The organism is Bacillus sp. AR2-1 (assembly GCF_008368755.1).
Classification (GTDB): domain Bacteria; phylum Bacillota; class Bacilli; order Bacillales; family Bacillaceae_G; genus Bacillus_A; species Bacillus_A wiedmannii.
Map to the genome: position 1 here is coordinate 521876 of NZ_QORY01000001.1, position 22410 is coordinate 544285.

Sequence of the window (22410 nt, forward strand, 5' to 3'; positions counted from 1 at the left end):
TCCTTTCCATTCTTTGTCAGGTCTTTACACTGTAACATGATTATTTTTATGTGTAAAATAAGAAAAGACATGATTTCTCATGCCTTTTCCTTGAATTAAAACGAATTTTCATCTTGTAAACTTTGAACAAATCGAAAACATTGCATCATCGATAATAGGACGATCACAATCATAATTATACTAACAACTACTATTGCATATATTGTAATCGGTGCACTATTTATCCCTTGTATTCCTGCTATTTTCATAAAGATAATCGTAAATAATTTCAAAAATAACATCCCATTCACTAATCCAAAAACAAACGCTGCTCCATAAATAAATAATTGCTCCTGACATAATAAACATAGTACGTCATTTCTCTTCCTACTCTCTGCTACATAAGATTTAATTTCCTCTTTCCTCACTTGCAGAAGAGAAAACGTTATTTTATATGTAGTAAAAATACAAATAAAAATGAATACAATAAAAAGCATGTAAAAGCTCATTTGAAATAAAAGTGTAGTCTCTAATTTCCCAATAGCTCCTTCATTAAATTGGAGCGATATCATAAAAAATAAAATCATAGTACTCATAGCAACCCACATGAATTGCTTCATCCTTTTGGCAGCAAATGTTCTTATATTTTTTCTCACTAACTGACATAAAGACATATGTTCTTCCCCTACCTTACTTCATACCATACTCATTCTATACTACTAGTGTATAAAAATATGACATTTTAAACATCGCACTACAATCTGAATTTTTTCTAAGTCTTTAGTCCTAGAAAATAAAATAGGAAATAATTCATATTCAGAATATAATTGTAAAAAGGAGGGGGTTGCATGCGCATAAAATTACTATCAATCTTATTTTTATTATTTCTCACAAGTTGTAGCTCACTTAAAAACAATGAGATCGCCATTGTTGAGCCATACAAATTAACAGAAGAGCAATCTTCTATTTTACAAATGACTCCTTTTCAAGAAGGAGACAGCATGTTTTATAACGTTACCCTAAAAAATGAAAAAGATGAAATACATGCTACAATTGATTATTATCAAAATGGTAAAAAAACAAACGTAATTGCGAATATAGCTACCTCCCATTTTCAAAAAAAGAAAGTAAAGCTTTCTTTTTTACCACCTCAATCCCAGCTCGATAAAGATGTACAAGTGCAAAAACATTGGTATGTTAATATTGAAGGTAGTTCCATGCTCGCTCCTGAAGAAGCACCTCCAATCATAAATAGCTCTACCTCTACTACTCTTCAATCTGCTATAAACTTAACATACAATCAAAAGACGACTTTAGCGGCTATAATAAAAACGAATAAAGAAACCGTAAGAATTCCAATGCTTGAGGAAAAAACTGCTATTGACCAACTATTACAAGAAAACGAACATGTTTATCTCTTTAGTATAGAACTAAAAAAAGAACACTAAAGCGGAAATGCAATTATATTGCATTTCCGCTTTAGTGTTTAACGAGGTGTACTTTTTAACAAATTAATTAATCTCATCCTCAACTTCTATTCTTTTCTTCTCTCTTGCAATTTTCAAAAACTCTAAAAGTTCTGGATTAGTATTCATTTTTTTGTACGCTACTGACATTTCTGCAACAAAATTAGAATCACATAACTCTTTATATACGACTTCTGTTTTATACAATTTATTCGCTGATACAGGTATTACCGTAATTCCGATTCCTGCTGCTACAAGTCCCATAACTGTTTGATATTCCGTTGCTTCTTGTACAATGTGTGGACTAAATCCTACGTCGCGGCAAAGTGATAAAATTGTATCGTATAACGCTGGCCATACCGGTCTCGTAATAAATACGAACGGTTCGTCTCTTAAATCTTCAATATGTATTTCATCCTTTTCAGCAAGTGGATGTGCCTTCGGTAAACATAACGTACAAGAAAGCTTTTGAATTGGTTCTAACTCTAGTAATTGCGTTGGAATTGGCGGACGCAAAAAGCCAATATCAATACGGTTATCGTGAAGTGCATGCACCTGATCCGGTGTTGACAGTTCATGTAATGCAACAGACACTCTCGGAAATTTCTTTCTATACTCCCTTACGATAGATGGTAGAATATCATATATCGCCGCACCTACAAAACCAATTGAAAGTGATCCCACTTCTCCCCTTTGGGCACTTTGTGCAACTTCTACTGCTTTATCAATTTGTTCGAACGCTTTTTTTACTTCTTTTAAAAACATTTCTCCAGCTTCTGTTAATTCAACTTTTCTCTTCGTTCTTGAAAATAACATAACTCCCATTTCTTTTTCTAATTGCTGAATTTGTTGACTAAGCGGTGGTTGTGTCATTTGTAAACGAGCAGCTGCTCGTCCAAAGTGTAACTCCTCTGCCACTACAACAAAATATTGCAAATGCCGTAATTCCATTTTGGACACCCTTTTCACTTTCAATTAATACATCTAATATATTAATAACATATAATTTATATATTAGACAAATTTTTCGAATGAACGTATAGTAGAAATTGTTAATTCTTTTTTACAATTTTTATGTAAAAAAAGAAAGAGGTGGGTACTGTATGAAATGGTGGAAATTAAGCGGACAAATTTTATTATTATTTTGTTTCGCTTGGACAGGTGAATGGATTGCAAAACAGGCACACCTCCCAGTTCCAGGAAGTATACTCGGTATTTTTTTATTGTTAATTTCATTAAAATTTAACCTAGTGAAGAAAGAGTGGGTACAGGACGGAGCAGACTTTTTATTAAAAGAACTTATTTTATTTTTCATTCCTTCTGCAGTCGCTGTCATACGCTACAAAGATACACTATCACAATATGGAATCGATCTCATTTTAATTATTATGATTAGTACACTTTGTGTCACTCTCGCTACAGGACTCCTAACAGAATTGCTACTAAAGCGGAAAGGATCAACACAATGATCGGCTTTCTTTGTTTACTATTAACACTATTCACATATTGGATATCGAAGAAAATGTATCAACGCTGGAATTGGAGCTTACTTTCTCCTCTTCTCGTCTGCCCTATTATTTTAATTGCTTTATTACTCGGACTAGACACACCTTATGAAACATATGAAACAGGTGGTCAATGGTTAACAGAATTATTAAAGCCTGCAACAGTTGCTTTCGCATGGCCAATCTATAAATACTTTGATTTACTCAAGAAACATGGAATAGCTATTTTACTTAATGTCATTGTCGGCTCATTTTTATCAGTTATTACTTCAGCACTACTAGCTAATTATTTTCAAATTGATTCATCGTTAGAACATAGTTTAGCGCCTCATATTGTAACGACACCAATTGCAATGGCCATTTCAGAAATGATCGGTGGTATGTCACAATTAACAGCTGTATTTGTTGTTTTAACTGCGTTAACAGGAGCATTGCTCGGACCTGCTCTCATACGTATATGCCGTATTAAAACAGCGCTCGCAAAAGGCATTATGTTAGGCACTAGCGCAAATGGAACCGGTACATCAAAAGCATTCGAAATCGGCCCTGTAGAAGGAACCATTGCAAGTTTATCTATGCTTTTAACAGCAGGAGCTAGTTTAGTTATCGTTCCGCTTTTCTTGTCGTGGATACATTGAAAAAGCAAGTGTTTAAACACTTGCTTTTTTATTTATATATTTATTTAAAACCTCATAATCCTCCGGGAAAGATAGCGTTAATTCCTTCATTTCATCTATCCTCTTCCAAGCAATTTCATGTATTAACTCATCAGGATCTTGGATTTTCATACTACCGCCTATTTTTTTAACGACATAATAATGAACGTATACAGGAACCCCGTATGTAATACCCTCTTTTTCGTATATTTTATTTACAACTTCCACATTGTAACCTGTTTCTTCCCAAACTTCTCGAATACAACATTCTTCTAGTGTCTCTCCCTTTTCAAGCCCTCCACTTGGAACAGACCACCTTTTTTCTTCACCCTTTTGCCCTTGCAACACCATTAAAACTTCATTTTTTTCATTTATACATACTGCTGCACAACCTATCCATCTTTCCATATACATCCCTCCCCTACAAAAATTCACCTTCTTTATCATTTTCTCCTTGAAAAAAGAGGAAAAAAGTAAACTAATGACGAAAAATCACATTAACTTCATAGACAATCCCTTCTTAGAAATTAAAAACGGAAGGATGAAAATATGATTTCTAAATATGTTGTGGAATGTGTCTTTTGTGAAGAAAATCGAAAACCACGCCAAGCTATCGTAACAGTTCCCGCCACTACTCAGCTACTAGCCATTGAAAAAGTGCGTGCGGAATGTAAACGTCGTTTCGGAAAAGCTTTATTATTGCAAACAGAAATTAAAGAAGAAATAACTTTTGAACAAAAAGAAAGCCGACCATAAATTGGTCAGCTTTCTTATCCGATCATATTTTCACATGAAGATTAGGGGCATCCTCTTTAAGGATCGGGATTTTCCCATTATGTACGTTCCATAATGGTCATCGAACAATATATTTCTATGCAATTAATTATTGAATAGAATAGGGCAAAACTTGTTCGCATTTTTAGAAAAGGGATAGGGATATAATTCAAGTAGTACTTCGAATACTCGAACTTTACACTCATTATATTAAAGCAAATCCTTTTATATGGGAAATATGAATTACTTACATAATTCATTCGTAAAACATATTAGTTTGCTATATTATTTTTATTCCATCAATAACATACATCCAGCTACAACTGGTGTCATAATCATTGAAAGCTGCAAAAGCATACGTGGTGCATAATTTGTAAACTTCGCCCCGATATACGCTCCTAACATCGTGCCAATTAATACTTGCAATAACAGTATATAATCTAGGTAGCCTTCTGAACTATATCCTAGCCCACCTCCAATCGCAATCGGCAATATGACAAGCATTGTTGTTCCTACAGATTGCTGGATTGTTAATCCTAATAGAACCATTAATCCAAGTTGAATAAATGGTGCAGAACCAATCCCAAATGAACCAGCCATCATTCCAGTGACTAATCCGAGACATATACATTTCATTATATTGTCTTTCGAAAAATCTTTAATTTCTGCTAAAAGTAGTTCTTTCCTATTTTGAAACTTAATTAATTTAACAAACATAAAAATTGCAGATAAAAATAACATCCCAGCTGTAAACCAATGAAGAAGATGCGGTGGTATAAGTGAACCAAGCTTTGCACCAATATAAGAACCAAGTGCTCCACATCCACCAACAATCCCTCCTATAGTAACTACAACATTTCCTTCACGATAATGACTTATAACCCCAGATAATGTCGTAAATGCCATTGCAGTTAAAGACGTTGCAAGCGCAACATGAATAGGAATGTGGAATACTAAAGTGAGTATTGCGATAATAAAACCAGCTCCCCCTGCTCCAACAAATCCTAATAAAACTCCCATTACTAACATCGTTATAATAATTGCCACAGACTTTCCCTCCAGTAAAGCAATTATCCATCATATTCTTCCTTGTATACAAATAAAAAGCATCCTAGATGGATGCTTTTTATTTCAATAATATGTACTTAATCTTGATTAATCAAAATAACTGCCGGACCAGCAACTACTACTCCAGCTACTTCTATCTTTTCAAATTCCTTTACTGTAATAGATATAACTCCTTCTCTTTCCATTAATTCTTTACTCAGGACATCAGTCGGGATTGCTTTCACCGTCTTACCTCCTTTTCATTTATACAATATGATAAAGTGAAACTTTGAAGTGGGAGTCTTATTGCCCGCAAATAGCGAGATAAAAACAACCCAATGCATCCATATATATGCATCACCTCCGCTTTCATTCCTTATTCCACTCAAAATCCTTCTCTCCCTTCCGTAACATATTGAAAAATAAAAAAGAAGCTATAACATATAGCTTCTCTCTAAATTTATTTAATCTCTTAGTATCTCACATTTTATAACTCTACCATTTCTATCAAATTGTAAAACAAGCTGTTCACTATCTATTGAAATGAAGCCACGTTCATTTCCAAGATAGTACGAAGTGGTAATCCCTTCTTCTCCATTTCTCGTTTTAGTAGGTGCTCCTAATAATTTTGTAATTTCTTCATTTGATTTCCCTGTTAATTTATATTTTTGCATTAGATCATCTACCATATGTACCCGTTTCTCTTCAGCATGTAACCACCGATTTTGATTAAACTTAGAAGTGTATATATTCATACTTAATTGCGCAGTGCACACTATTAACGGAATGAGTGCTACTATTAATACTCCCGACATTTGCTTCTTTTCTTCATTACGATTTTTAGAAACATATAAGATAGATTTTTGAATCATGATTAATAAAGCAAATGGCATGATTACTACAAAAATACTCTTTACACTTAATGACGTATGAGTTATATCGATAATGTAAATAAACGCAAGATACATTAGTATATACAAACATACATAAGCATACAAAATACCCCTTAATATAGCACGCAGAAAGCCCACCTCTTTTTAATTCATTTTATAATTCATCCGATTAATGATTTCTCGAAGTTTTTCTAACTCTTGATCTGTATATATTACTTTCCCTGTTAAGATCTCATTTCTAAAGAACATTACAATTTGCTCTCTATCTTTTAATCTCGGCGTTTTTTCTTCAGACAGATCTAGCACTTCTTTCCCACTCTCATTATAAAAATATACAATCGGTTTTACGTTTTCCTTTACAATATCAACTTGTATTTCTTTCAAATAATTGTATAGAATATGGGATAGTTTCTTCGCTCTATATACTGGATTCCCTTCATTTTTCACTTGTATCGTTAATGAATCTTCACCTGTAATACATTCAAACGTCTCTTCTTTCTCTACTTCTTGTTGATACTTGCCAATTTCATCAATCATAAATGAATATATACTAGCATTTTCTTTCGTTAAGCCATGAATTAATTTCCCTGTCCATTCTTTCGTCTCAAGTAGATACATACCCGTTTTACTTAAGACAAGATGATGAATGCGAAAATCATTTCCTCCGTGCTGACTTTTAATAAAAACATTCGGCATAATATGAAATTCATTGTCTAGTATTATGCCTTGTTCTACGAATCCACGCTTCATATAATGTAATGTTTCGTGTGTATTCACTTCAGCTCCATTTTTCGTATACTCTCGCAAATTTGCAATTAACTTTTGAAACATGTGTATTTCGTTACTATGTTTTTCTTGTATTTCACTTCGTTCTTTACTATGTTGCATAGCTAATTGATTTTTCATCATACGCATATTTTCAAGTTCTCTAGCTGCACTTATTTGTAAATCATTGTATTTCTTCTGTTCCATATTTTTTAATGTATTTTGTTGTTCTTTATGCTCTGTAACCGTAGCTGCAATTTCAGTTTCATACGTTTCAATTGCTTGTTTCTTTTCAAATTCTACTTGCTGACTCTCTGATTCTAGCTGTTTATTTTTATAGAACAGCACGAATACTACAGCTAATAATAATAAAATCACACCTATTAGCACATAATCCATATCTTTACTCCTTTATTCCATTTTCATTTATTTTTATAAACATCCATTATATTATACTATGCTTTCAATATACACTTTGTAAGAATTACATATTTTTAATGAAGAGAGACTTTAATAAGCGATTTTTCTCATTTCCCACTGATTGTTTCAGGTTGCCCGCAAATAGCAGAATAAAAGGAATCTCAGGCGAGATACCTTTTACGTGCATTTTATTGTACACCATACTGAATATAACTTGGATCATAGTATATCCAGCCATTTCCACCTAACCCAAGCCAGCCATCTTGCTTACACCATACTCTATAAGCCTCACCGTGATGTAACTGTCTTATAACATTTCCATTTAATGATGGAGCATCCCGCAGATTCACATTATCACCAGTAATAGTCGCCACATAATGTTTATACTGAATGTAACTTGGATCATAGTATATCCATTCGTTTCTACCTAAAGCAAGCCAACCATCTTGTTCATTCAAAACTTCATACGATTCTCCTCTATTTAGCTGGCGAATTACACTAGATTGTAAAGATGGTCCACTCCGTAAATTTACATTATCGCCTTTAATTACAGCAACGCCGTAGACTGCAGTAGCAGTACTAGGTGGAGAAACATTTCCACCACCATTTGTTCCATTTCCTTGCAAAGCTTCTAATGAAACCGCTGCTGATACGTCACAATTTCCTACTACACCTGAAATTTGACCAGAATCTGTGTATTGCCATGCTGTTCACTCTGTCCATCCACCAGCATCAGCAGGCGGCGTACTAGAGTATTTAGAAATCCAAAGTGGAATATCACTTAATCCGTTAATTCCAAACTCATTAATATACCAAACTCCTGTATATAACATGACATCTTTTCCAGTAGCCTGTTTCACATAATTTATGAAACTTCTTGCCCAATTAGATATAGCAGTACCAGTTAAATTACTATTACTCGGATCTATCGGTGATTCTAAATCTAAAACTGGTATTAAGTCTGTCTGATTGCTTTGTAATATGTTCACAAAATGTTTCGCTTCTGAAATTGCATCATTTAGTTCTGGATGTGCAAAATGGTATGCACCGATTAATACATTCGCATTTCGCGCTGCTTGTACATTTTGAACCAAAGTAGGATCAAGATTATTCACACCTTCTGTCGCTTTTGCATACGCCGCTGAAATACCCGATCCCTTCACTGCATTCCAATCAATGTTCCCTTCCCAATGAGACACATCGATAAACGTAATATTTGAACTAGATCTATCTTGCATATAAAAGCTCCTATCAATTTTTTTCATTTCGTATACATACAATATGTACAACTTTAATAAAGGGTCACGACGTTTATACTATAGATATTGAGAGCAAACATATTTTATAAACAAAGTAAAAAGGCCTTGTAATTACAAGGCCTTTTGTAAAATCCCTTTATTTTGTAGTAAATACATATTATAATACAACCCTTGCTCACTCAGTAATTCTTGATGTGTTCCTCTTTCTACTATTTCTCCATCATGCATAACAAAAATTTGATCTGCATCTTGAATTGTAGATAATCTGTGTGCAATTGCTATAGTCGTTCTCCCTTTTCGCATTTGCTGTAATGCTGTTTGAATCGCATCTTCTGTTTCTGTATCAATATTAGCTGTTGCTTCATCTAATACTAATACTTTCGGATTCGTTGCTATCGTTCTAGCAAAAGCAATTAATTGGCGTTGACCACTAGAAAATGCAGCTCCTCTTTCTACTACTTCTGTTTCATACTGCTCTGGTAATTTTTCAATAAACGTATTCGCTTGCACAAATTGTGCCGCTTCTTTTACTTCTTCATCCGTAATTTCTTCATTGTACATACGAATATTTTGTTTTACATTTCCCGCAAATAAAAATGCATCTTGCAATACGAGTCCTATTTTCTTTCTAATTTCTCGTTCTTCAAATTTCTCTAAATCCACACCATCTATTACAATATTTCCGGACTTAATATTATAAAATCGCATTAACAAATTCATAATGGTACTTTTTCCGCTACCAGTGTGCCCAACGAAAGCAACCGTTTGCCCTTGTTTCACGTGAAAAGATACATTTTTTAAAACATCACGTTTTCCATCATACGAAAAAGTAACATTTTTAAATTCAATTTCTCCATTAACAACTTGAGGATTTCCATCCCCTTTTTGAACTGGAGCTAAATCTTTCTCATCCATTAAATGAAATACACGTGATGATGAAACAAGTGCCTGTTGGAAAAATGATAATTTCATCATCATCTCATTTACAGGCTGGAAGAAACGATGTATATAGTTAACAAACGCATATAAGACACCTACTTCAACAGGACTCTTCAGCGCATCAATTCCAAATAAACCAAGTACTAACGCAATTGCTATAATATGAACTAAATCCGTTGCTGGGCGTAAAAGTAACGCGTCTAACTTTAACGTCCGTCGCCCTGCACTATAATGTTTATTATTCACTTCTTCAAACTCTTTTCTCATACGCTTTTCTTGTCTGAACACTTGAACAATATTCATTCCTTGAATGGACTCATTCAACTTTGCATTTAACACGCTTAATTGATTACGTACTTCTAAATAAAAGGCTGCACTCTTCCGGCGATATAGCACCATAATTGCAAACATTATCGGAATTAATACGAGAGAAAATAGCGCTAGTTTTACATTTAATAAAAACATTGCTACTAAAATACCTATTAAAAAGACTACATTTTTGACAAATGTGGATAATACACTGACATAAAAATCTTTAATTGCTTCCGTATCATTCGTTATGCGCGATACAAGCGTACCAATCGGCGTACGATCAAAGAAACTTAATGACAACTTTTGAACATGATTATACACTTCAACACGCATATCTTGAACAATTTTAAAAGCGATATTTTGAAAATACAATAAGTCTAAATAAGTAAATAATACTTTTAATAAGTGAGCAATAAGATACACTACAAATAGAGTAACAAGTGCTGATTGATCAAAGTTACGTGGTACTAAATGTTCATCAAGAAATTGTTTAATTAAAAAAGGACCCATCATTTCAGTTACAGTTGCACCAACTAAAAAGATAAATGCTAAAGATAGTAACCTTTTATATGGCTTCATATAAGAAAGTAATCTACTTAAATCACTCCGCTTCTTCCCGGTCATCATACGCCTCCTTTCTCGACTAATGCTTCTAACTGCTGGCTCTCGTACATTTCTTTATACCAACCGTTTTCTTTCATTAATTGTTCATGTGTACCTCGTTGCACAATTCTGCCTTCATCCACAACAAGTATAAGATTGGCATGTTGAATTGCACTTAAACGATGAGCAGTAATAATCGTTGTTTTTCCTGCTCTTTCCCTCTTTAATGCATTTAAAATCGTTTCTTCTGTTTTTGCATCTACCGCTGATAAACAATCATCTAAAATTAAAATTTCCGCATTCGTTAATAAAGCACGTGCAATAGAGATTCTCTGTTTTTGGCCTCCAGATAACGAAACGCCTCTTTCTCCTACTACCGTTTCATACCCTTCTGAAAATTGGAGGATGTCATTATGAATACAAGCAATCTCTGCAGCGCGGGTTATTTCATTATATGTAGCATCCGCCTTTCCAAAAGCAATATTCTCCCCAATACTCGCTGAAAATAAAAAATGATCTTGCGGCACGTATGAAATGGCAGAACGGACACCGTAAAGTGTTACATCGCGAATATCCCGCTCCCCAACTTTTAATTCACCACTAAAATGATCATACTCACGGATTAAACATTTTAATAAAGTCGTTTTCCCTGCTCCTGTACGTCCGACAACGCCTAGTGTCTCACCCTTCTTCAAATCAAAGTGAACATCTATTAGCTGTAACAGTTCATTTTTCTTATATGAAAATGAATCGACCGCAAATGTAACATCACCGCTTGCTACTTTATGTACAGCATCTTCTCTATTTACTACATCTGATTTTTGCGAGAGAATTTTTTCTACACGGTCATACGAAGCACGCCCACGTTCCATAATGTTGAACAACCATCCAAAGGCTAACATTGGCCAAACGAGGGTACCTAAATACGTTGTAAATGTAACGAGATCACCTACAGTTAATTCACCCCTCACAACTAATACTGACCCGTAACACACTGCAATTAAAAAAGAAAATCCAACGATAAGAGAGATTGTTGGATCAAACAACGAATCAATACGTGCGACTAACATATTTTTATGTACAACATCTTCTGATTTTTTTCGAAATGCTTGTAAATCTTCTTTCTCTTGTCCAAGTGATCGAATTACCTTCATCCCACTCATACTCTCTTGCACTTTATCATTGATTTCTGAAAACGATTGCTGCGCTTTATGAAACCTTTTATGTAATAACGTTCCGTAATAATTTGTCGAAATCGCTACAATCGGCATTGGAATTAAGCTTAACAATGTTAACTTCCAACTAATTGTAAAACCCATCGCTACGAGTACACATCCCCCAACCGCTAATGAGTCAACAAGTGTTAAAACGCCCGATCCAGCAGTTTGTTGAATCGCCTGAATATCATTAGTCGCATGCGCCATCAAATCACCCGTACGACGTGATTGATAGAAAGATGGGCTCATCCTTGTAAAATGTTCATATAAATTCTTTCGTAATTGACGGGCTAGTTTTAACGAAGATCCAAAAATCATAATACGCCATAAATAACGTAATATGTACATAGTAATCCCTACAACTACTAACAGAATAACCCACTTCAACAATTTTTCAGATGTTAATGTTCCATTATTAATTTCATCTACTACAATACCTAGTACTTTCGGAGCTACAAGTTCAAGAAGCGCGACACCAAATAACATAATAATTCCGATTATATACGCTCGTTTTTCTTGTTTAAAAAACCACGCTAAATTAATAAATACCTTCATTTTTATCCTCCTCCCTTAAAATGAGCGATGTTTTCAGTTTACCAAAAATACAGAATTTTTAAAAGTTTTAAACTGCATAACTAACAAAAAGAAAAGACACTCTTAGCGAGTGTCTTTTAGCGCTTATTTCGTTTGTTGCTTATTCATCGCGCTCATCATTTGATTGATTTTCTTTTGGGAAGGTTTTTGTCCCATTTGCATCATCATCATTTTTAACATTTGTTCATTAATTGGTGGATTTTTTTCTAAGTAGTTCATCATGTATTTGCGGGCAATGAAAAATCCTAACGCCACGCCTGCTACTAGTGCTACTACGCCCACTAGAATACCTAACCAAATTGGCATATATTTTCCTCCTTCATGTTGTCTACCTTACAGTGTACTAAAACCTTTTCAATAAGACAAGATACAATTCGACATTTTTTACACATATGTTCGTACTTGTTTTAGAGGATTCAGCCATCCGTACTTTGTATTTTCATAATCCATAGCTAAAAATGTTAATTCACACTTTCTTAACACCTCAAAGAAAGTCGTTTCCATAGAAACGTTTCCAGAGGTATTCATGCGAATATAGTGCGGTTTCACCATTATTTCGCCGTATTCCGCTCCTGTATAAAGTGTATGTGTATGATGTGTTCGATCATATTTACCAAGAACGCGCAAAGCTTGTTCTAATTTATGGTGAATTTTCATTACTTGTAATGGCATCGTTATATACATCATTTGTTTATATAACACTTTTTTCTCCGAAAGGGACCCAGATTCTGAAAATCTAGCAAATAAATCAAAAAACAAATATTCACGACCAAAGTAAGCTTTCGCAATATCCTCTTGAATTAAATACAATTCATACGTTTTCATCTTTCGCCTCCCAATCTGGACAACCTTTTCCCTTCATTATATAGAAGAAATTTTGCAATGATTGTCTGACTGCGGAGAGATAAAAAACTTTTTCTGTCGAAAAAACTCATTTACATAGAAAAATCTCTCCATGCCGGAGAGATTTTTCTAAAATCATTAAAGCATTTCTTTTACTTTACGAACAACGTTCTCTACAGTAAATCCATACTCTTCCATAATCTTCTCACCAGGAGCAGAAGCACCGAATGTATCGATACCTAGCACATCTCCGTCAAGACCTACGTAACGGTGCCATCCGAATGTAGCACCCATTTCGATTGCGAAACGTTTTGTTACTGCTTTTGGTAATACAGATTCTTTGTACTCAGCTGTTTGAGCTTCAAAGCGATCCATAGATGGCATGCTGACAACAGCTGCGTCAACGCCGTCTACTGCTAACGCTTTTTGCGCTTCAACAGCTAGACTTACTTCAGATCCAGATGCAAGTAAGATTACATCAGCTGTTTCTTTCTTGCTTGCAGAAACTACATATGCGCCTTTTGCTACTTTTTCATACGTATCTTCTTTTGCACCTTCTAATGTTGGAAGGTCTTGACGAGTTAATACTAAAGCAGTCGGTTTGTTTGTAGATTCTAGAGCTAGTCTCCAAGCTGCAACAGATTCGTTACCATCAGCTGGACGAATAACAGATACATTTGGCATTGCACGTAGCGCTGCTAATTGCTCGATTGGTTCATGTGTTGGACCATCTTCACCAACAGCGATACTGTCGTGTGTGAATACATACGTTACTGGCAATTGCATTAATGCTGCAAGACGAATTGCTGGACGTAAGTAGTCAGAGAATACGAAGAACGTACCACCGTAAGTTTTTAAACCGCCATGCAGTGCAATACCGTTCATTGCTGCACCCATTGCGAACTCACGTACACCGTACCAAATGTTTTTTCCGCTGTAATCATCTCTTGTAAAGTCTTTTTCGTTATTCATGTATGTTTTGTTAGAACCAGCAAGGTCAGCAGATCCACCGAAGAATGATGGTACAGACTCTGCAATTGCATTAATTACAGCACCTGAAGAATTACGAGTTGCTGCTTTTGATCCTAATTCATAAGTTGGTAAGTTTTGCTCCCAACCTTCTGGAAGAAGACCATTCATTGCCGCTTGTAATTCGTTTGCTAATTCTGGGTATGCTTGTGCATATTCACCTAGCATAGTGTTCCACGCTGCTTGCGCAGTTTCACCAACATCTTGTACAGTTTTACGGAAGTTGTCATATACTTCTTCTGCTACATGGAAGTCTTGCTCAGCAGTCCAAGCATATGCTTCTTTCGTTAATTTTGTTTCGTCTACACCAAGTGGAGAACCATGTGAAGCTGATTTTCCTGATTTGTTTGGAGAACCGAAACCAATTGTCGTTCTTACTTCAATTAGCGTTGGGCGTTTTTCGTCAGCTTTCGCTTCTTCGATTGCTTTCGCGATAGCTTCAATATCGTTTCCATCCTCAACACGGATTACTTGCCATCCGTATGCTTTGTAACGATCTTCTACACTTTCAGAGAATGAACGATTTAAATCGCCATCTAATGAAATATCGTTTGAATCATAAAGCACAACAAGACGACCTAATTGTAAATGAGCAGCTAATGAAGATGCTTCAGCAGAAACGCCTTCCATTAAATCTCCATCACCACAAATAGCGTATGTATGATGATCTACTACATTATACGCATCACGGTTATATTTAGCCGCTAAATGTCTTTCAGCCATTGCCATACCTACAGCAGTTGCAATACCTTGTCCAAGTGGACCAGTAGTTGCGTCTACACCTGCTGTATGACCGTACTCAGGATGTCCTGGAGTTTTGCTTCCCCATTGACGGAAGTTCTTTAAGTCATCCATTGTTACATCATAACCAGATAGGTGAAGTAGGCTGTATAGTAACATTGAACCATGACCTGCAGATAATACGAAACGATCACGGTTAAACCACGTTGGGTTATTTGGATTGTGTTTCATAAATTGAGTCCATAATGTATAAGCCATTGGTGCTGCACCCATTGGCATTCCTGGGTGACCAGAGTTTGCTTTTTCAATCGCATCGATGGATAATGTGCGAATCGTGTTGATAGAAAGTTGTTCGATTGAATGTGACATGCTATTCTTCCCTTCGCTTATATTAGTAAACGTTTTATACATTTATATGATAGCTTCCCACGCAAGATTATACAACATGTATCGACAAATATGTTGATATTTTTTTGGTTTTTCATAAAAAAATCAATGATTTCGGGAATGTATGGGTATTCAATATGACATACTTTTTCATTGTTTTTATTTTAAAAAGAAAGGGAATTATCTGTATATTTATTCATCATTTTCAAATTCCATAATGCAAAATATATCCTTCCCCATTTTTCACTCTGCAAAGCAAACGAATAAAAGAATTTAAATCTTGGCATAATTTATCTCGATCAAATACGTATCTTTCATATTCTCCATCAGTATTATTATCATTTTCCCATTGAAACTGTCCTGTCAGTTCGATTGTTTCTGGCGCTAGAGAAAACATGTTAACTACCGAACAAAATAACTGTTCTGCTATCACTGCCCCTTGCTGTTCTATTTTCGTAATACCATAATAGTGAATTCCAAATCCTTCTGCTCTTTTCGCTGGATAATAGGTCGGAATCCAATGGGTAAAATCTAATAGATATACGATTAGCTCATCACTTAATACAACACACTCATCTATCGTTGCCTCTTCTTTATATAGAAAACAAAGTTCAATCCAATCTATACCTATAAAATCCAACCCTTTTTTTCATTCGAAACAAATACAAACTCGTGCTGTAAAGCCAAATTATCCCCCCTATTGCTCACATTTATTATTCTTATTATATAAAAAAGCACCTTTTATAGGTGCTTAAAATAAATTATACAATTTTCTTCCGTATCGAACTTGAAATAAAATCAATGATAATTACCATTAAAATAATACCCAATAAAATAATCCCCACACGAGACCAGTTGCGTGAACTCAGTGCAAAAATTAGAGGCGTACCAATCCCACCTGCTCCAATAACACCTAAAATAGCAGCGGATCGTACATTAATTTCGAACCTGTATAACGTATACGATAGAAAATCCGGTAATACTTGTGGCAATACTGCATACCAAAGTATTTGAAAGCGATTCGCACCTGTAGCTATTAACGCTTCCGTCGGTCCTTTATCTATATTTTCAATTCCTTCTGAATATAATTTCCCTAACATTCCGATAGAGTGTAATCCTAAAGCTAGAACTCCGGCAAAGGAGCCTGGTCCAACAGCTTTTATAAATAAAAGAGCCATAACTAATTCAGGAAATGTACGAACAAAACTAAGTACAAATTTCCCAGTTCCTGCCGTTAATTTTCCACTGCTCATATTCGTTGCCGCCCAAAAAGCTAATGGAACAGATAAAAAGGCAGAAATAAATGTACCTAATATCGCAATTGCCAACGTATCAATTAAGCCATGTAATAAATCTTCACCATCTGGCAAAGATACATACGACCAATCTGGATTCAATACACCTGTCATAATTGCTTTTGTAATTTCTCCTGCCGTATCCTTTATTCCCTCTAGCGGGACTCCTGAAAAAGCCCATACATAAACAAATGCAAGTGCTATAAAAATAAACCAGCGATACACACTCGGTTTCTTCGGTTTTGGTACAATTATCGTCGTTTTACTCATTATAATTTCTCCCGCAACAATGTACTTACATAATCAATTAACAATACAACAACAAGAGTATAAATAATAATAGATGCAGTTTGTTGATATTGTAAAAATCCAAGTGTACGGTCATAATACAACCCAATACCACCCGCTCCTACTAAACCTAAAACAGCTGCTGCACGTACGTTCACCTCAAATGTATAAAGAACATAGGAGACAAAATGTGCTTTCACTTGCGGAATTACCCCATACACAATCCATTGCACTTTATTTGCTCCTACTGCTGTCATCGCCTCTAATGGACCTGGATCAATCGATTCCATTGACTCATACAACAATTTCGCCACGAGCCCAATTGAGAAAAAAGTAAGAGCTAAAATACCTGGAAGTGGTCCTATTCCAAAAATAGCTACGAAAATTGCCGCTAATAATAAATCTGGTATCGTTCGGATAAAATTTAAAACCAATCGAGCTGGACCGTACAAAAATGTACTAGTAAACACATTACTTGCCGCAAATAGTGCCAGTGGAATAGCTAAAATCGCTCCTAAAGTCGTCCCAATAATCGCCATACGTATTGTATCTAACATCGCTGTTGTAATAACTTGAAAATAACTCCAATCAGGCGGCACCATCTCTTTTAACAAATCAATCATATTAGGAAAACCAACTACTAGTTTTGAAAATGATGCGTCGACCTGTACACTACTTCCCCACAACAGTAAAATGACTAGAATAGCCGTTAACATATGTTTCAACTTACTCGGCGGCTTCGGTATCGATTTCGAATATATCGTCGCGTCATTCATTTAACTGCCACCTCTAATAATTCACTTTTCTGCGCTACGTCTCCATAAATTTCAGCAAATTTTTCATCCGTTGCCTCTTCTACTGAACCATCAAAAACAATTTCGCCTGCATGTAATCCAATAATGCGTGTCGCATATTGCCTAGCTAAATCAATAGAATGTAAGTTTACAATTGTTGTAATCCCAAAATCTTCATTAATTTTTTTCAAATCATCTAATACTTGCTTTGTTGTTAGCGGATCTAACGACGCAACAGGTTCATCTGCCAATATGATTTTTGCTTCTTGCGCCAACGCTCTAGCAATCGATACACGTTGCTGTTGTCCTCCTGATAATTCATCAGCTCGCGCATATGCTTTTTCTAAAATATTCACCCTTTTTAACGATTGAAAGGCAAGCTCCAAATCTTCTTTTGGAAATAGACCTAACGTTGTACGAAAAGTCGAATGGTATCCAACACGCCCAGCTAATACATTCTTCAAAACCGTTGATCGTTTTACAAGGTTAAAACTTTGAAAAATCATACCAATATCCCGGCGCATGCGGCGTAATTCTTTTCCTTTCGCAGCAGTAATAGACTCACCTTCAATCAAGATTTCTCCTTCTGTAATCTCATGAAGGCGATTTACCGATCTAAGAAGTGTAGACTTTCCAGCCCCCGACAGCCCTACCATTACAACAAACTCACCTTTTTGAATGTTCAAGTTTATATTATTCAATCCTTTTGTACCATTCGGATACATTTTGGAAACATTTCGAAATTCTATCACACATCTTACCTACCTTCTATGTATTCAAAATGGCAAACTAACTGGAAACATATCCCTTCCAGTTAGCTGCCATTTCCATATGTATTATTGCGTTTTTACTTTCTTTCCATATTCACGAACGATATCAAATTTACTATCATCAGATTTAACATATCCTTCATGTGAATATACTTCTTTAATGATTTTGTGACCTTCCTCATTCTTTCCTATTTCAATGAAAGCGTCCTGTAATTTCTTACTCCACTCTGCATCTAAATCAGAACGTACCGAAATCGTATCGTTTGGAATTTTTTCCGTAAATTTCACTATTTTCGTTTGATCGAATATATTCGGATAATCTTTTTTCACAATATTACGAGCATCTTGGAATACAACAGATGCATCTACATCACCATTTAAAAGAGCAATCAGCGACTGATCGTGACCTTTTAATGTAACAGGTTTCACATCCTTTAGCGGATCAATTCCCTCTTTTAACAATACAGCCGCAGGCCATACATACCCCGCTGATGACGTTACATCTTGATAACCAATTTTTTTACCTTTTAAATCTTTTACACTGTTAATATTTGAATCTTTCTTAACTACAAACTCAGATTTATAAAAGTCTACTAAATCCTTTGTAGGAGCTCCCGTTTCATCATCTACTCCAAAACGTTGTGCTTGTAAAATTACGTTTGCAGCCTTTTTCTCATGCGCTAGCACATACGCTGTTGGAGGTAAAAACCCTACATCTACTTGCTTAGACGCCATCGCTTCTACAATTGTATTGTAATTCGTTGAAATACTAACTTTTACCGGAATATTTAATTTATCACTTAATAACTTTTCCAATGGTTTTGCCTTTGCCTCTAACGTATCTGCATTTTGAGAAGGAACAAATTGAACATTTAAAGTCTTCGGTACATAACCTTTTTTCGTATCTTCAGTTTTACTTGCACTTGATTCTTTCGTTCCACAACCACTTAATAATCCCGCCGCTAGTACAACTGTCGTACTCATTGCAAAAACTTTTTTCAACATATTAATGCCTCCAATTTTGTTGTTATGAAATTGCCTTCCGTAAACATGAAGAAATATATCACACATTTTCACGTACAATTGCTTATTTACAGAATCTTTACACATTCTATACATTCTCATTAAAATTCTCTTCATATATTTGATATGCTTAATTAGTAGATAACAATAGAAAAGGTGAATGATATTAAATCCAAATCAAATTGTAACTTTAAACATTTTATTAACAAGTGATATACATGGCACTGTTTATCCAATTCACTACCAAGATAACTCCCAAGCTGAAATTGGTTTAGCCAAAATTTCTACTCTTATAAAAAAAGAACGTTCCCAAAATAGAAACGTTCTTTTAATTGATAACGGTGACTTCATACAAGGAACACCCTTCACTTATCATTACGCTACATATGAAGAAGATAAGAAAAATCCAATGTCTTTATTAGCGAACTATTTACGTTATGATGCTGCAGTTATTGGGAATCATGAATTTAATTATGGAATGGACATATTAAATAATGCTATTTCTACTGCAAACTTTCCGTATCTATCAGCAAATATTTTAGATAAAAACAGAAAAGAACCTTATTTCGGGAAACCATATATAATAAAACATATTGAATCAAATATAAAAATTGCTATTTTAGGGATGACAACGCATTACATTCCCAATTGGGAACACCCCCATCACATTCAAGATTTACAATTTGAAGATGCATTAGAAACAACAAAAAGATGGGTTTCTTACATTCGCGAACACGAGAAACCCGATTTATTAGTCGTAGCCTACCATGGGGGATTTGAACGCGATTTACAAACTGGGGTACCGACTGAAGTTTTAACAGGTGAAAACCAAGGATATGCAATGTGCCATGAAATTGAAGGCATAGACATTTTACTAACAGGCCACCAACACCGGGAAATCGCTCACAACGTAATGAATGGTGTAACAATTTTACAGACTGGATGCAATGGACACTCCGTTGGAAAAGTAACAGTAACATTCGAAAAAACAGAAAAAAAATGGGTAAAAAAAGAGAGTTATTCACAATTATTGCCCGTACAAGGAATTGAGGCTGACCAAGATATTCTTTCCTTGGTTGCCGATTATGAAGAAAAAACACAAAATTGGCTCGATCAACCTATTGGAGTAATCTATGGGAACATGCAAATTTCAGATGCTATGCAAACTCGTTTGCAAGACCATCCTTTTATTGAATTCATAAATAAAATACAGATGGATATAGCTAATGTTTCCATTTCTTGTACAAGCTTATTCCATAATACATCTCCAGGTTTCCCGAAATATGTAACAATGCGTGACATCGTTTCTAATTATATTTATCCAAATACATTAAAAGTAATTAGAATAACTGGAGCGGATATAAAAGATGCCCTTGAACTCTCTGCTTCTTATTTCATATTAAAAGCAGATGGAACTATCATCGTAAACCCTACCTACATAGAACCAAAGCCGCAACACTATAATTACGATATGTGGGAAGGAATTTCGTACGTATTAAACATTTCCAAACCAATTGGCGAGAGAGTAGAATCCTTACAGTATAAAGGCGCTCCACTTCATATGAATGAAGAATATAACGTCGTTATGAATAATTATCGCGCAAGTGGCGGAGGGAACTTCTTTATGTTTCAAAATAAGCCCGTAATAAAAGACATACCAACAGATATGTCTGAACTTATCGCTAACTATATATTGAAGCACAAAAAGATAGAAGCAACATTCAATAACAACTGGAAAGTTATTAAATAACGGATATAATAAATAAAAAAGATGGGCTTCGCCCATCTTTTAGTTTAATTTTGCATTATCTTGCTTTTTTAAAGCTTTTAATTTCGCCGGTGTAACATCAGTACCTTCTTCGTTAACAACTTTAATTCCTTTAAGTTCGTTTAACATATTTTGACGAAATCCTTTTAAATATTGTTCACGTAGCGATTGGCGCTCACGTTGTTCTTCTTCAGTTAAACCTTCAGCTTTTGCTTTTTTCGCTAAGAAGTTAATGCGTTCAATGAGTTCGTGACTTTGCATCTCGAATCCCCCTTTTACTCAAAACTGATTATTATCATACAATAGTTAGTCCTCTTTATCAAGCAATTGCTTTGTATATTCTACATATCTTCGATGTACAGTTGCTTTTGAAACATCATGACCAAAACCACGAAGTGTTGCTGCAATTTCTTCAAAAGTTAATTCATTCCGGCGTAAACGTACAATTTCCTCAATTGGCACTTCTTTTTTCTCACGTCCTATACTTAAATGACGATTTTTCAAATTATTCTCTGGACGAAATCCTTTCTCTACCGCTCTTTGCATGCCACGTTTAATTTTTAAATTGTGGATCTTCCTTTGATACTCTTCAACAATCCCAATTATATCTAGTACCATCGAATCAGAGTCAGAGAGTTCTAATTCTCCATTATGCGTATGCGTATATACTTTTATTCCCTCTTTATGTAAACAGTGCATTAATGCAATCTTTGCATTCCCTCTACCAAGGCGCGTTTCATCTTGTATGAGAAGTACATCAACTTGTTCATCGCGAATTGTATCTAGCACTTCTAATATGCCATCACGTTCAATTGTATAACCACTAGCCTGCTCCTCAATCACCTTTACAACATTCATTTGATAGCGCTCAGCTAAATGCAATAATTCATCTTTTTGACGCAATAATGATGTTTCCTGTTCTTCTTTTGTTGTGCTCACACGTGCATAAATAATTGCATTCATATTGAACCCTTCTTTCTCACTATATTTTCCTTATAGTGTATCATAAATTCGTCTTTCGTTCGAACTTATGTTTGTAGAAT

At 35.0% G+C, this 22410-nt stretch carries 23 protein-coding genes and 2 pseudogenes; 5 read left to right on the forward strand and 20 right to left on the reverse strand.

Translation table 11 applies throughout. The features are described 5' to 3' along the window. Positions 1-95: 95 nt before the first annotated feature. Positions 96-653, reverse strand: a complete 558-nt coding sequence (locus tag DT250_RS02695) for an ABC transporter permease (protein WP_088064220.1) — start codon at positions 651-653, stop codon at positions 96-98. A gap of 174 nt (positions 654-827) precedes the next feature. On the opposite strand from DT250_RS02695, the gene DT250_RS02700 reads away from it, so the two are divergent. After that, a complete protein-coding gene (locus DT250_RS02700) occupies positions 828-1427 on the forward strand; it encodes a histidine kinase (protein WP_088064221.1) in 600 nt (199 codons plus the stop codon). Between the two features lie 63 nt (positions 1428-1490). On the opposite strand, the gene alsR is transcribed toward DT250_RS02700, so the two are convergent. Continuing rightward, on the reverse strand, positions 1491-2396 hold the full coding sequence (alsR, locus tag DT250_RS02705; protein WP_000423221.1) for an acetoin biosynthesis transcriptional regulator AlsR: 906 nt from the start codon (positions 2394-2396) through the stop codon (positions 1491-1493). Between the two features lie 152 nt (positions 2397-2548). Here alsR and DT250_RS02710 point away from each other — a divergent pair, with 152 nt between their 5' ends. Further along, positions 2549-2914 (forward strand): CidA/LrgA family holin-like protein, encoded by a 366-nt coding sequence (locus tag DT250_RS02710; protein ID WP_088608932.1) that lies wholly within the window; start codon positions 2549-2551, stop codon positions 2912-2914. Beyond that, the gene (locus DT250_RS02715) at positions 2911-3588 is read left to right on the forward strand and encodes an LrgB family protein (protein WP_000578955.1); all 678 of its coding nucleotides are present in this window, start codon (positions 2911-2913) and stop codon (positions 3586-3588) included. The genes DT250_RS02710 and DT250_RS02715 overlap by 4 nt, the downstream gene beginning before the upstream one ends. Before the next feature lie 12 nt (positions 3589-3600). On the opposite strand, the gene DT250_RS02720 is transcribed toward DT250_RS02715, so the two are convergent. Then, complete coding sequence (locus tag DT250_RS02720) at positions 3601-4014, reverse strand: NUDIX hydrolase (RefSeq protein WP_000442959.1); 414 nt, start codon at positions 4012-4014, stop codon at positions 3601-3603. A 141-nt stretch (positions 4015-4155) separates the two neighbouring features. Here DT250_RS02720 and DT250_RS02725 point away from each other — a divergent pair, with 141 nt between their 5' ends. Further along, the gene (locus tag DT250_RS02725) at positions 4156-4362 is read left to right on the forward strand and encodes a DUF3903 domain-containing protein (RefSeq protein ID WP_000624203.1); all 207 of its coding nucleotides are present in this window, start codon (positions 4156-4158) and stop codon (positions 4360-4362) included. Between the two features lie 309 nt (positions 4363-4671). Here the strand turns inward: DT250_RS02725 and DT250_RS02730 are convergent, their stop codons facing one another. From DT250_RS02730 to DT250_RS02800, 15 genes and pseudogenes are all read right to left on the reverse strand, one after another. Then, the gene (locus DT250_RS02730) at positions 4672-5427 is read right to left on the reverse strand and encodes a sulfite exporter TauE/SafE family protein (protein WP_147786358.1); all 756 of its coding nucleotides are present in this window, start codon (positions 5425-5427) and stop codon (positions 4672-4674) included. A gap of 98 nt (positions 5428-5525) precedes the next feature. Further along, positions 5526-5672 (reverse strand): BC1881 family protein, encoded by a 147-nt coding sequence (locus DT250_RS02735; RefSeq protein WP_000644411.1) that lies wholly within the window; start codon positions 5670-5672, stop codon positions 5526-5528. Positions 5673-5891: 219 nt separating this feature from the next. Then, the gene (locus DT250_RS02740; protein ID WP_149212447.1) at positions 5892-6458 is read right to left on the reverse strand and encodes a hypothetical protein; all 567 of its coding nucleotides are present in this window, start codon (positions 6456-6458) and stop codon (positions 5892-5894) included. Positions 6459-6464: 6 nt separating this feature from the next. Further along, positions 6465-7484: a nuclease-related domain-containing protein gene (locus tag DT250_RS02745; RefSeq protein ID WP_149212448.1), complete on the reverse strand. Its 1020-nt coding sequence runs from the start codon at positions 7482-7484 to the stop codon at positions 6465-6467. Positions 7485-7693: 209 nt separating this feature from the next. Continuing rightward, a pseudogene (locus DT250_RS02750) lies at positions 7694-8743 on the reverse strand (GH25 family lysozyme). Between the two features lie 132 nt (positions 8744-8875). After that, positions 8876-10639, reverse strand: coding sequence for an ABC transporter ATP-binding protein (locus DT250_RS02755; RefSeq protein WP_149212449.1), 1764 nt, complete (start codon positions 10637-10639; stop codon positions 8876-8878). Then, positions 10639-12390 (reverse strand): ABC transporter ATP-binding protein, encoded by a 1752-nt coding sequence (locus DT250_RS02760; RefSeq protein WP_048544175.1) that lies wholly within the window; start codon positions 12388-12390, stop codon positions 10639-10641. The genes DT250_RS02755 and DT250_RS02760 overlap by 1 nt, the downstream gene beginning before the upstream one ends. Before the next feature lie 123 nt (positions 12391-12513). Continuing rightward, on the reverse strand, positions 12514-12735 hold the full coding sequence (locus tag DT250_RS02765; RefSeq protein ID WP_001123315.1) for a YneF family protein: 222 nt from the start codon (positions 12733-12735) through the stop codon (positions 12514-12516). A gap of 78 nt (positions 12736-12813) precedes the next feature. Then, a complete protein-coding gene (sirA, locus tag DT250_RS02770) occupies positions 12814-13254 on the reverse strand; it encodes a sporulation inhibitor of replication protein SirA (protein WP_000860645.1) in 441 nt (146 codons plus the stop codon). 156 nt (positions 13255-13410) lie between these two features. After that, the gene (tkt, locus tag DT250_RS02775) at positions 13411-15411 is read right to left on the reverse strand and encodes a transketolase (RefSeq protein ID WP_060487429.1); all 2001 of its coding nucleotides are present in this window, start codon (positions 15409-15411) and stop codon (positions 13411-13413) included. A 223-nt stretch (positions 15412-15634) separates the two neighbouring features. Then, positions 15635-16116: pseudogene (locus DT250_RS02780) on the reverse strand (coproporphyrinogen III oxidase). Between the two features lie 74 nt (positions 16117-16190). Then, a complete protein-coding gene (gene phnE / locus DT250_RS02785; protein ID WP_149212450.1) occupies positions 16191-16994 on the reverse strand; it encodes a phosphonate ABC transporter, permease protein PhnE in 804 nt (267 codons plus the stop codon). After that, positions 16994-17788: a phosphonate ABC transporter, permease protein PhnE gene (gene phnE, locus DT250_RS02790; RefSeq protein ID WP_000996079.1), complete on the reverse strand. Its 795-nt coding sequence runs from the start codon at positions 17786-17788 to the stop codon at positions 16994-16996. The genes phnE (DT250_RS02785) and phnE (DT250_RS02790) overlap by 1 nt, the downstream gene beginning before the upstream one ends. Then, entirely contained in the window at positions 17785-18558 is a 774-nt protein-coding gene (gene phnC, locus DT250_RS02795) for a phosphonate ABC transporter ATP-binding protein (RefSeq protein ID WP_000569233.1), read from the reverse strand. Before phnC ends, phnE (DT250_RS02790) begins: the two co-directional genes overlap by 4 nt. 84 nt (positions 18559-18642) lie before the next feature. Beyond that, positions 18643-19581 carry a phosphate/phosphite/phosphonate ABC transporter substrate-binding protein gene (locus DT250_RS02800; protein ID WP_000915072.1) on the reverse strand — a complete coding sequence of 313 codons (939 nt, stop codon included), beginning with the start codon at positions 19579-19581 and terminating at the stop codon, positions 18643-18645. Positions 19582-19759: 178 nt separating this feature from the next. Between DT250_RS02800 and DT250_RS02805 the strand changes: the two genes are divergently transcribed. Further along, positions 19760-21349 (forward strand): bifunctional metallophosphatase/5'-nucleotidase, encoded by a 1590-nt coding sequence (locus tag DT250_RS02805; protein ID WP_149212451.1) that lies wholly within the window; start codon positions 19760-19762, stop codon positions 21347-21349. Between the two features lie 39 nt (positions 21350-21388). On the opposite strand, the gene DT250_RS02810 is transcribed toward DT250_RS02805, so the two are convergent. After that, the gene (locus DT250_RS02810; protein WP_001190582.1) at positions 21389-21628 is read right to left on the reverse strand and encodes a DUF896 domain-containing protein; all 240 of its coding nucleotides are present in this window, start codon (positions 21626-21628) and stop codon (positions 21389-21391) included. 45 nt (positions 21629-21673) lie between these two features. Continuing rightward, positions 21674-22330, reverse strand: a complete 657-nt coding sequence (locus tag DT250_RS02815; RefSeq protein ID WP_046956545.1) for a YneB family resolvase-like protein — start codon at positions 22328-22330, stop codon at positions 21674-21676. Positions 22331-22410 lie beyond the last annotated feature (80 nt).

What these genes read in the sequence shown, in the direction of transcription:
- DT250_RS02715 (WP_000578955.1), top strand. Translation starts at nt 2,911, where the DNA reads ATGATCGGCTTTCTTTGTTTACTATTAACACTATTCACATATTGGATA.
- DT250_RS02805 (WP_149212451.1), top strand. Translation starts at nt 19,760, where the DNA reads ATGATATTAAATCCAAATCAAATTGTAACTTTAAACATTTTATTAACA.
- phnE (WP_000996079.1), bottom strand. Translation starts at nt 17,788, where the DNA reads ATGAATGACGCGACGATATATTCGAAATCGATACCGAAGCCGCCGAGT.
- DT250_RS02710 (WP_088608932.1), top strand. Translation starts at nt 2,549, where the DNA reads ATGAAATGGTGGAAATTAAGCGGACAAATTTTATTATTATTTTGTTTC.
- DT250_RS02815 (WP_046956545.1), bottom strand. Translation starts at nt 22,330, where the DNA reads ATGAATGCAATTATTTATGCACGTGTGAGCACAACAAAAGAAGAACAG.
- DT250_RS02800 (WP_000915072.1), bottom strand. Translation starts at nt 19,581, where the DNA reads ATGTTGAAAAAAGTTTTTGCAATGAGTACGACAGTTGTACTAGCGGCG.
- DT250_RS02810 (WP_001190582.1), bottom strand. Translation starts at nt 21,628, where the DNA reads ATGCAAAGTCACGAACTCATTGAACGCATTAACTTCTTAGCGAAAAAA.
- DT250_RS02695 (WP_088064220.1), bottom strand. Translation starts at nt 653, where the DNA reads ATGTCTTTATGTCAGTTAGTGAGAAAAAATATAAGAACATTTGCTGCC.
- DT250_RS02765 (WP_001123315.1), bottom strand. Translation starts at nt 12,735, where the DNA reads ATGCCAATTTGGTTAGGTATTCTAGTGGGCGTAGTAGCACTAGTAGCA.
- phnE (WP_149212450.1), bottom strand. Translation starts at nt 16,994, where the DNA reads ATGAGTAAAACGACGATAATTGTACCAAAACCGAAGAAACCGAGTGTG.
- DT250_RS02760 (WP_048544175.1), bottom strand. Translation starts at nt 12,390, where the DNA reads ATGAAGGTATTTATTAATTTAGCGTGGTTTTTTAAACAAGAAAAACGA.
- DT250_RS02755 (WP_149212449.1), bottom strand. Translation starts at nt 10,639, where the DNA reads ATGACCGGGAAGAAGCGGAGTGATTTAAGTAGATTACTTTCTTATATG.
- alsR (WP_000423221.1), bottom strand. Translation starts at nt 2,396, where the DNA reads ATGGAATTACGGCATTTGCAATATTTTGTTGTAGTGGCAGAGGAGTTA.
- tkt (WP_060487429.1), bottom strand. Translation starts at nt 15,411, where the DNA reads ATGTCACATTCAATCGAACAACTTTCTATCAACACGATTCGCACATTA.
- DT250_RS02720 (WP_000442959.1), bottom strand. Translation starts at nt 4,014, where the DNA reads ATGGAAAGATGGATAGGTTGTGCAGCAGTATGTATAAATGAAAAAAAT.
- DT250_RS02700 (WP_088064221.1), top strand. Translation starts at nt 828, where the DNA reads ATGCGCATAAAATTACTATCAATCTTATTTTTATTATTTCTCACAAGT.
- DT250_RS02745 (WP_149212448.1), bottom strand. Translation starts at nt 7,484, where the DNA reads ATGGATTATGTGCTAATAGGTGTGATTTTATTATTATTAGCTGTAGTA.
- sirA (WP_000860645.1), bottom strand. Translation starts at nt 13,254, where the DNA reads ATGAAAACGTATGAATTGTATTTAATTCAAGAGGATATTGCGAAAGCT.
- DT250_RS02725 (WP_000624203.1), top strand. Translation starts at nt 4,156, where the DNA reads ATGATTTCTAAATATGTTGTGGAATGTGTCTTTTGTGAAGAAAATCGA.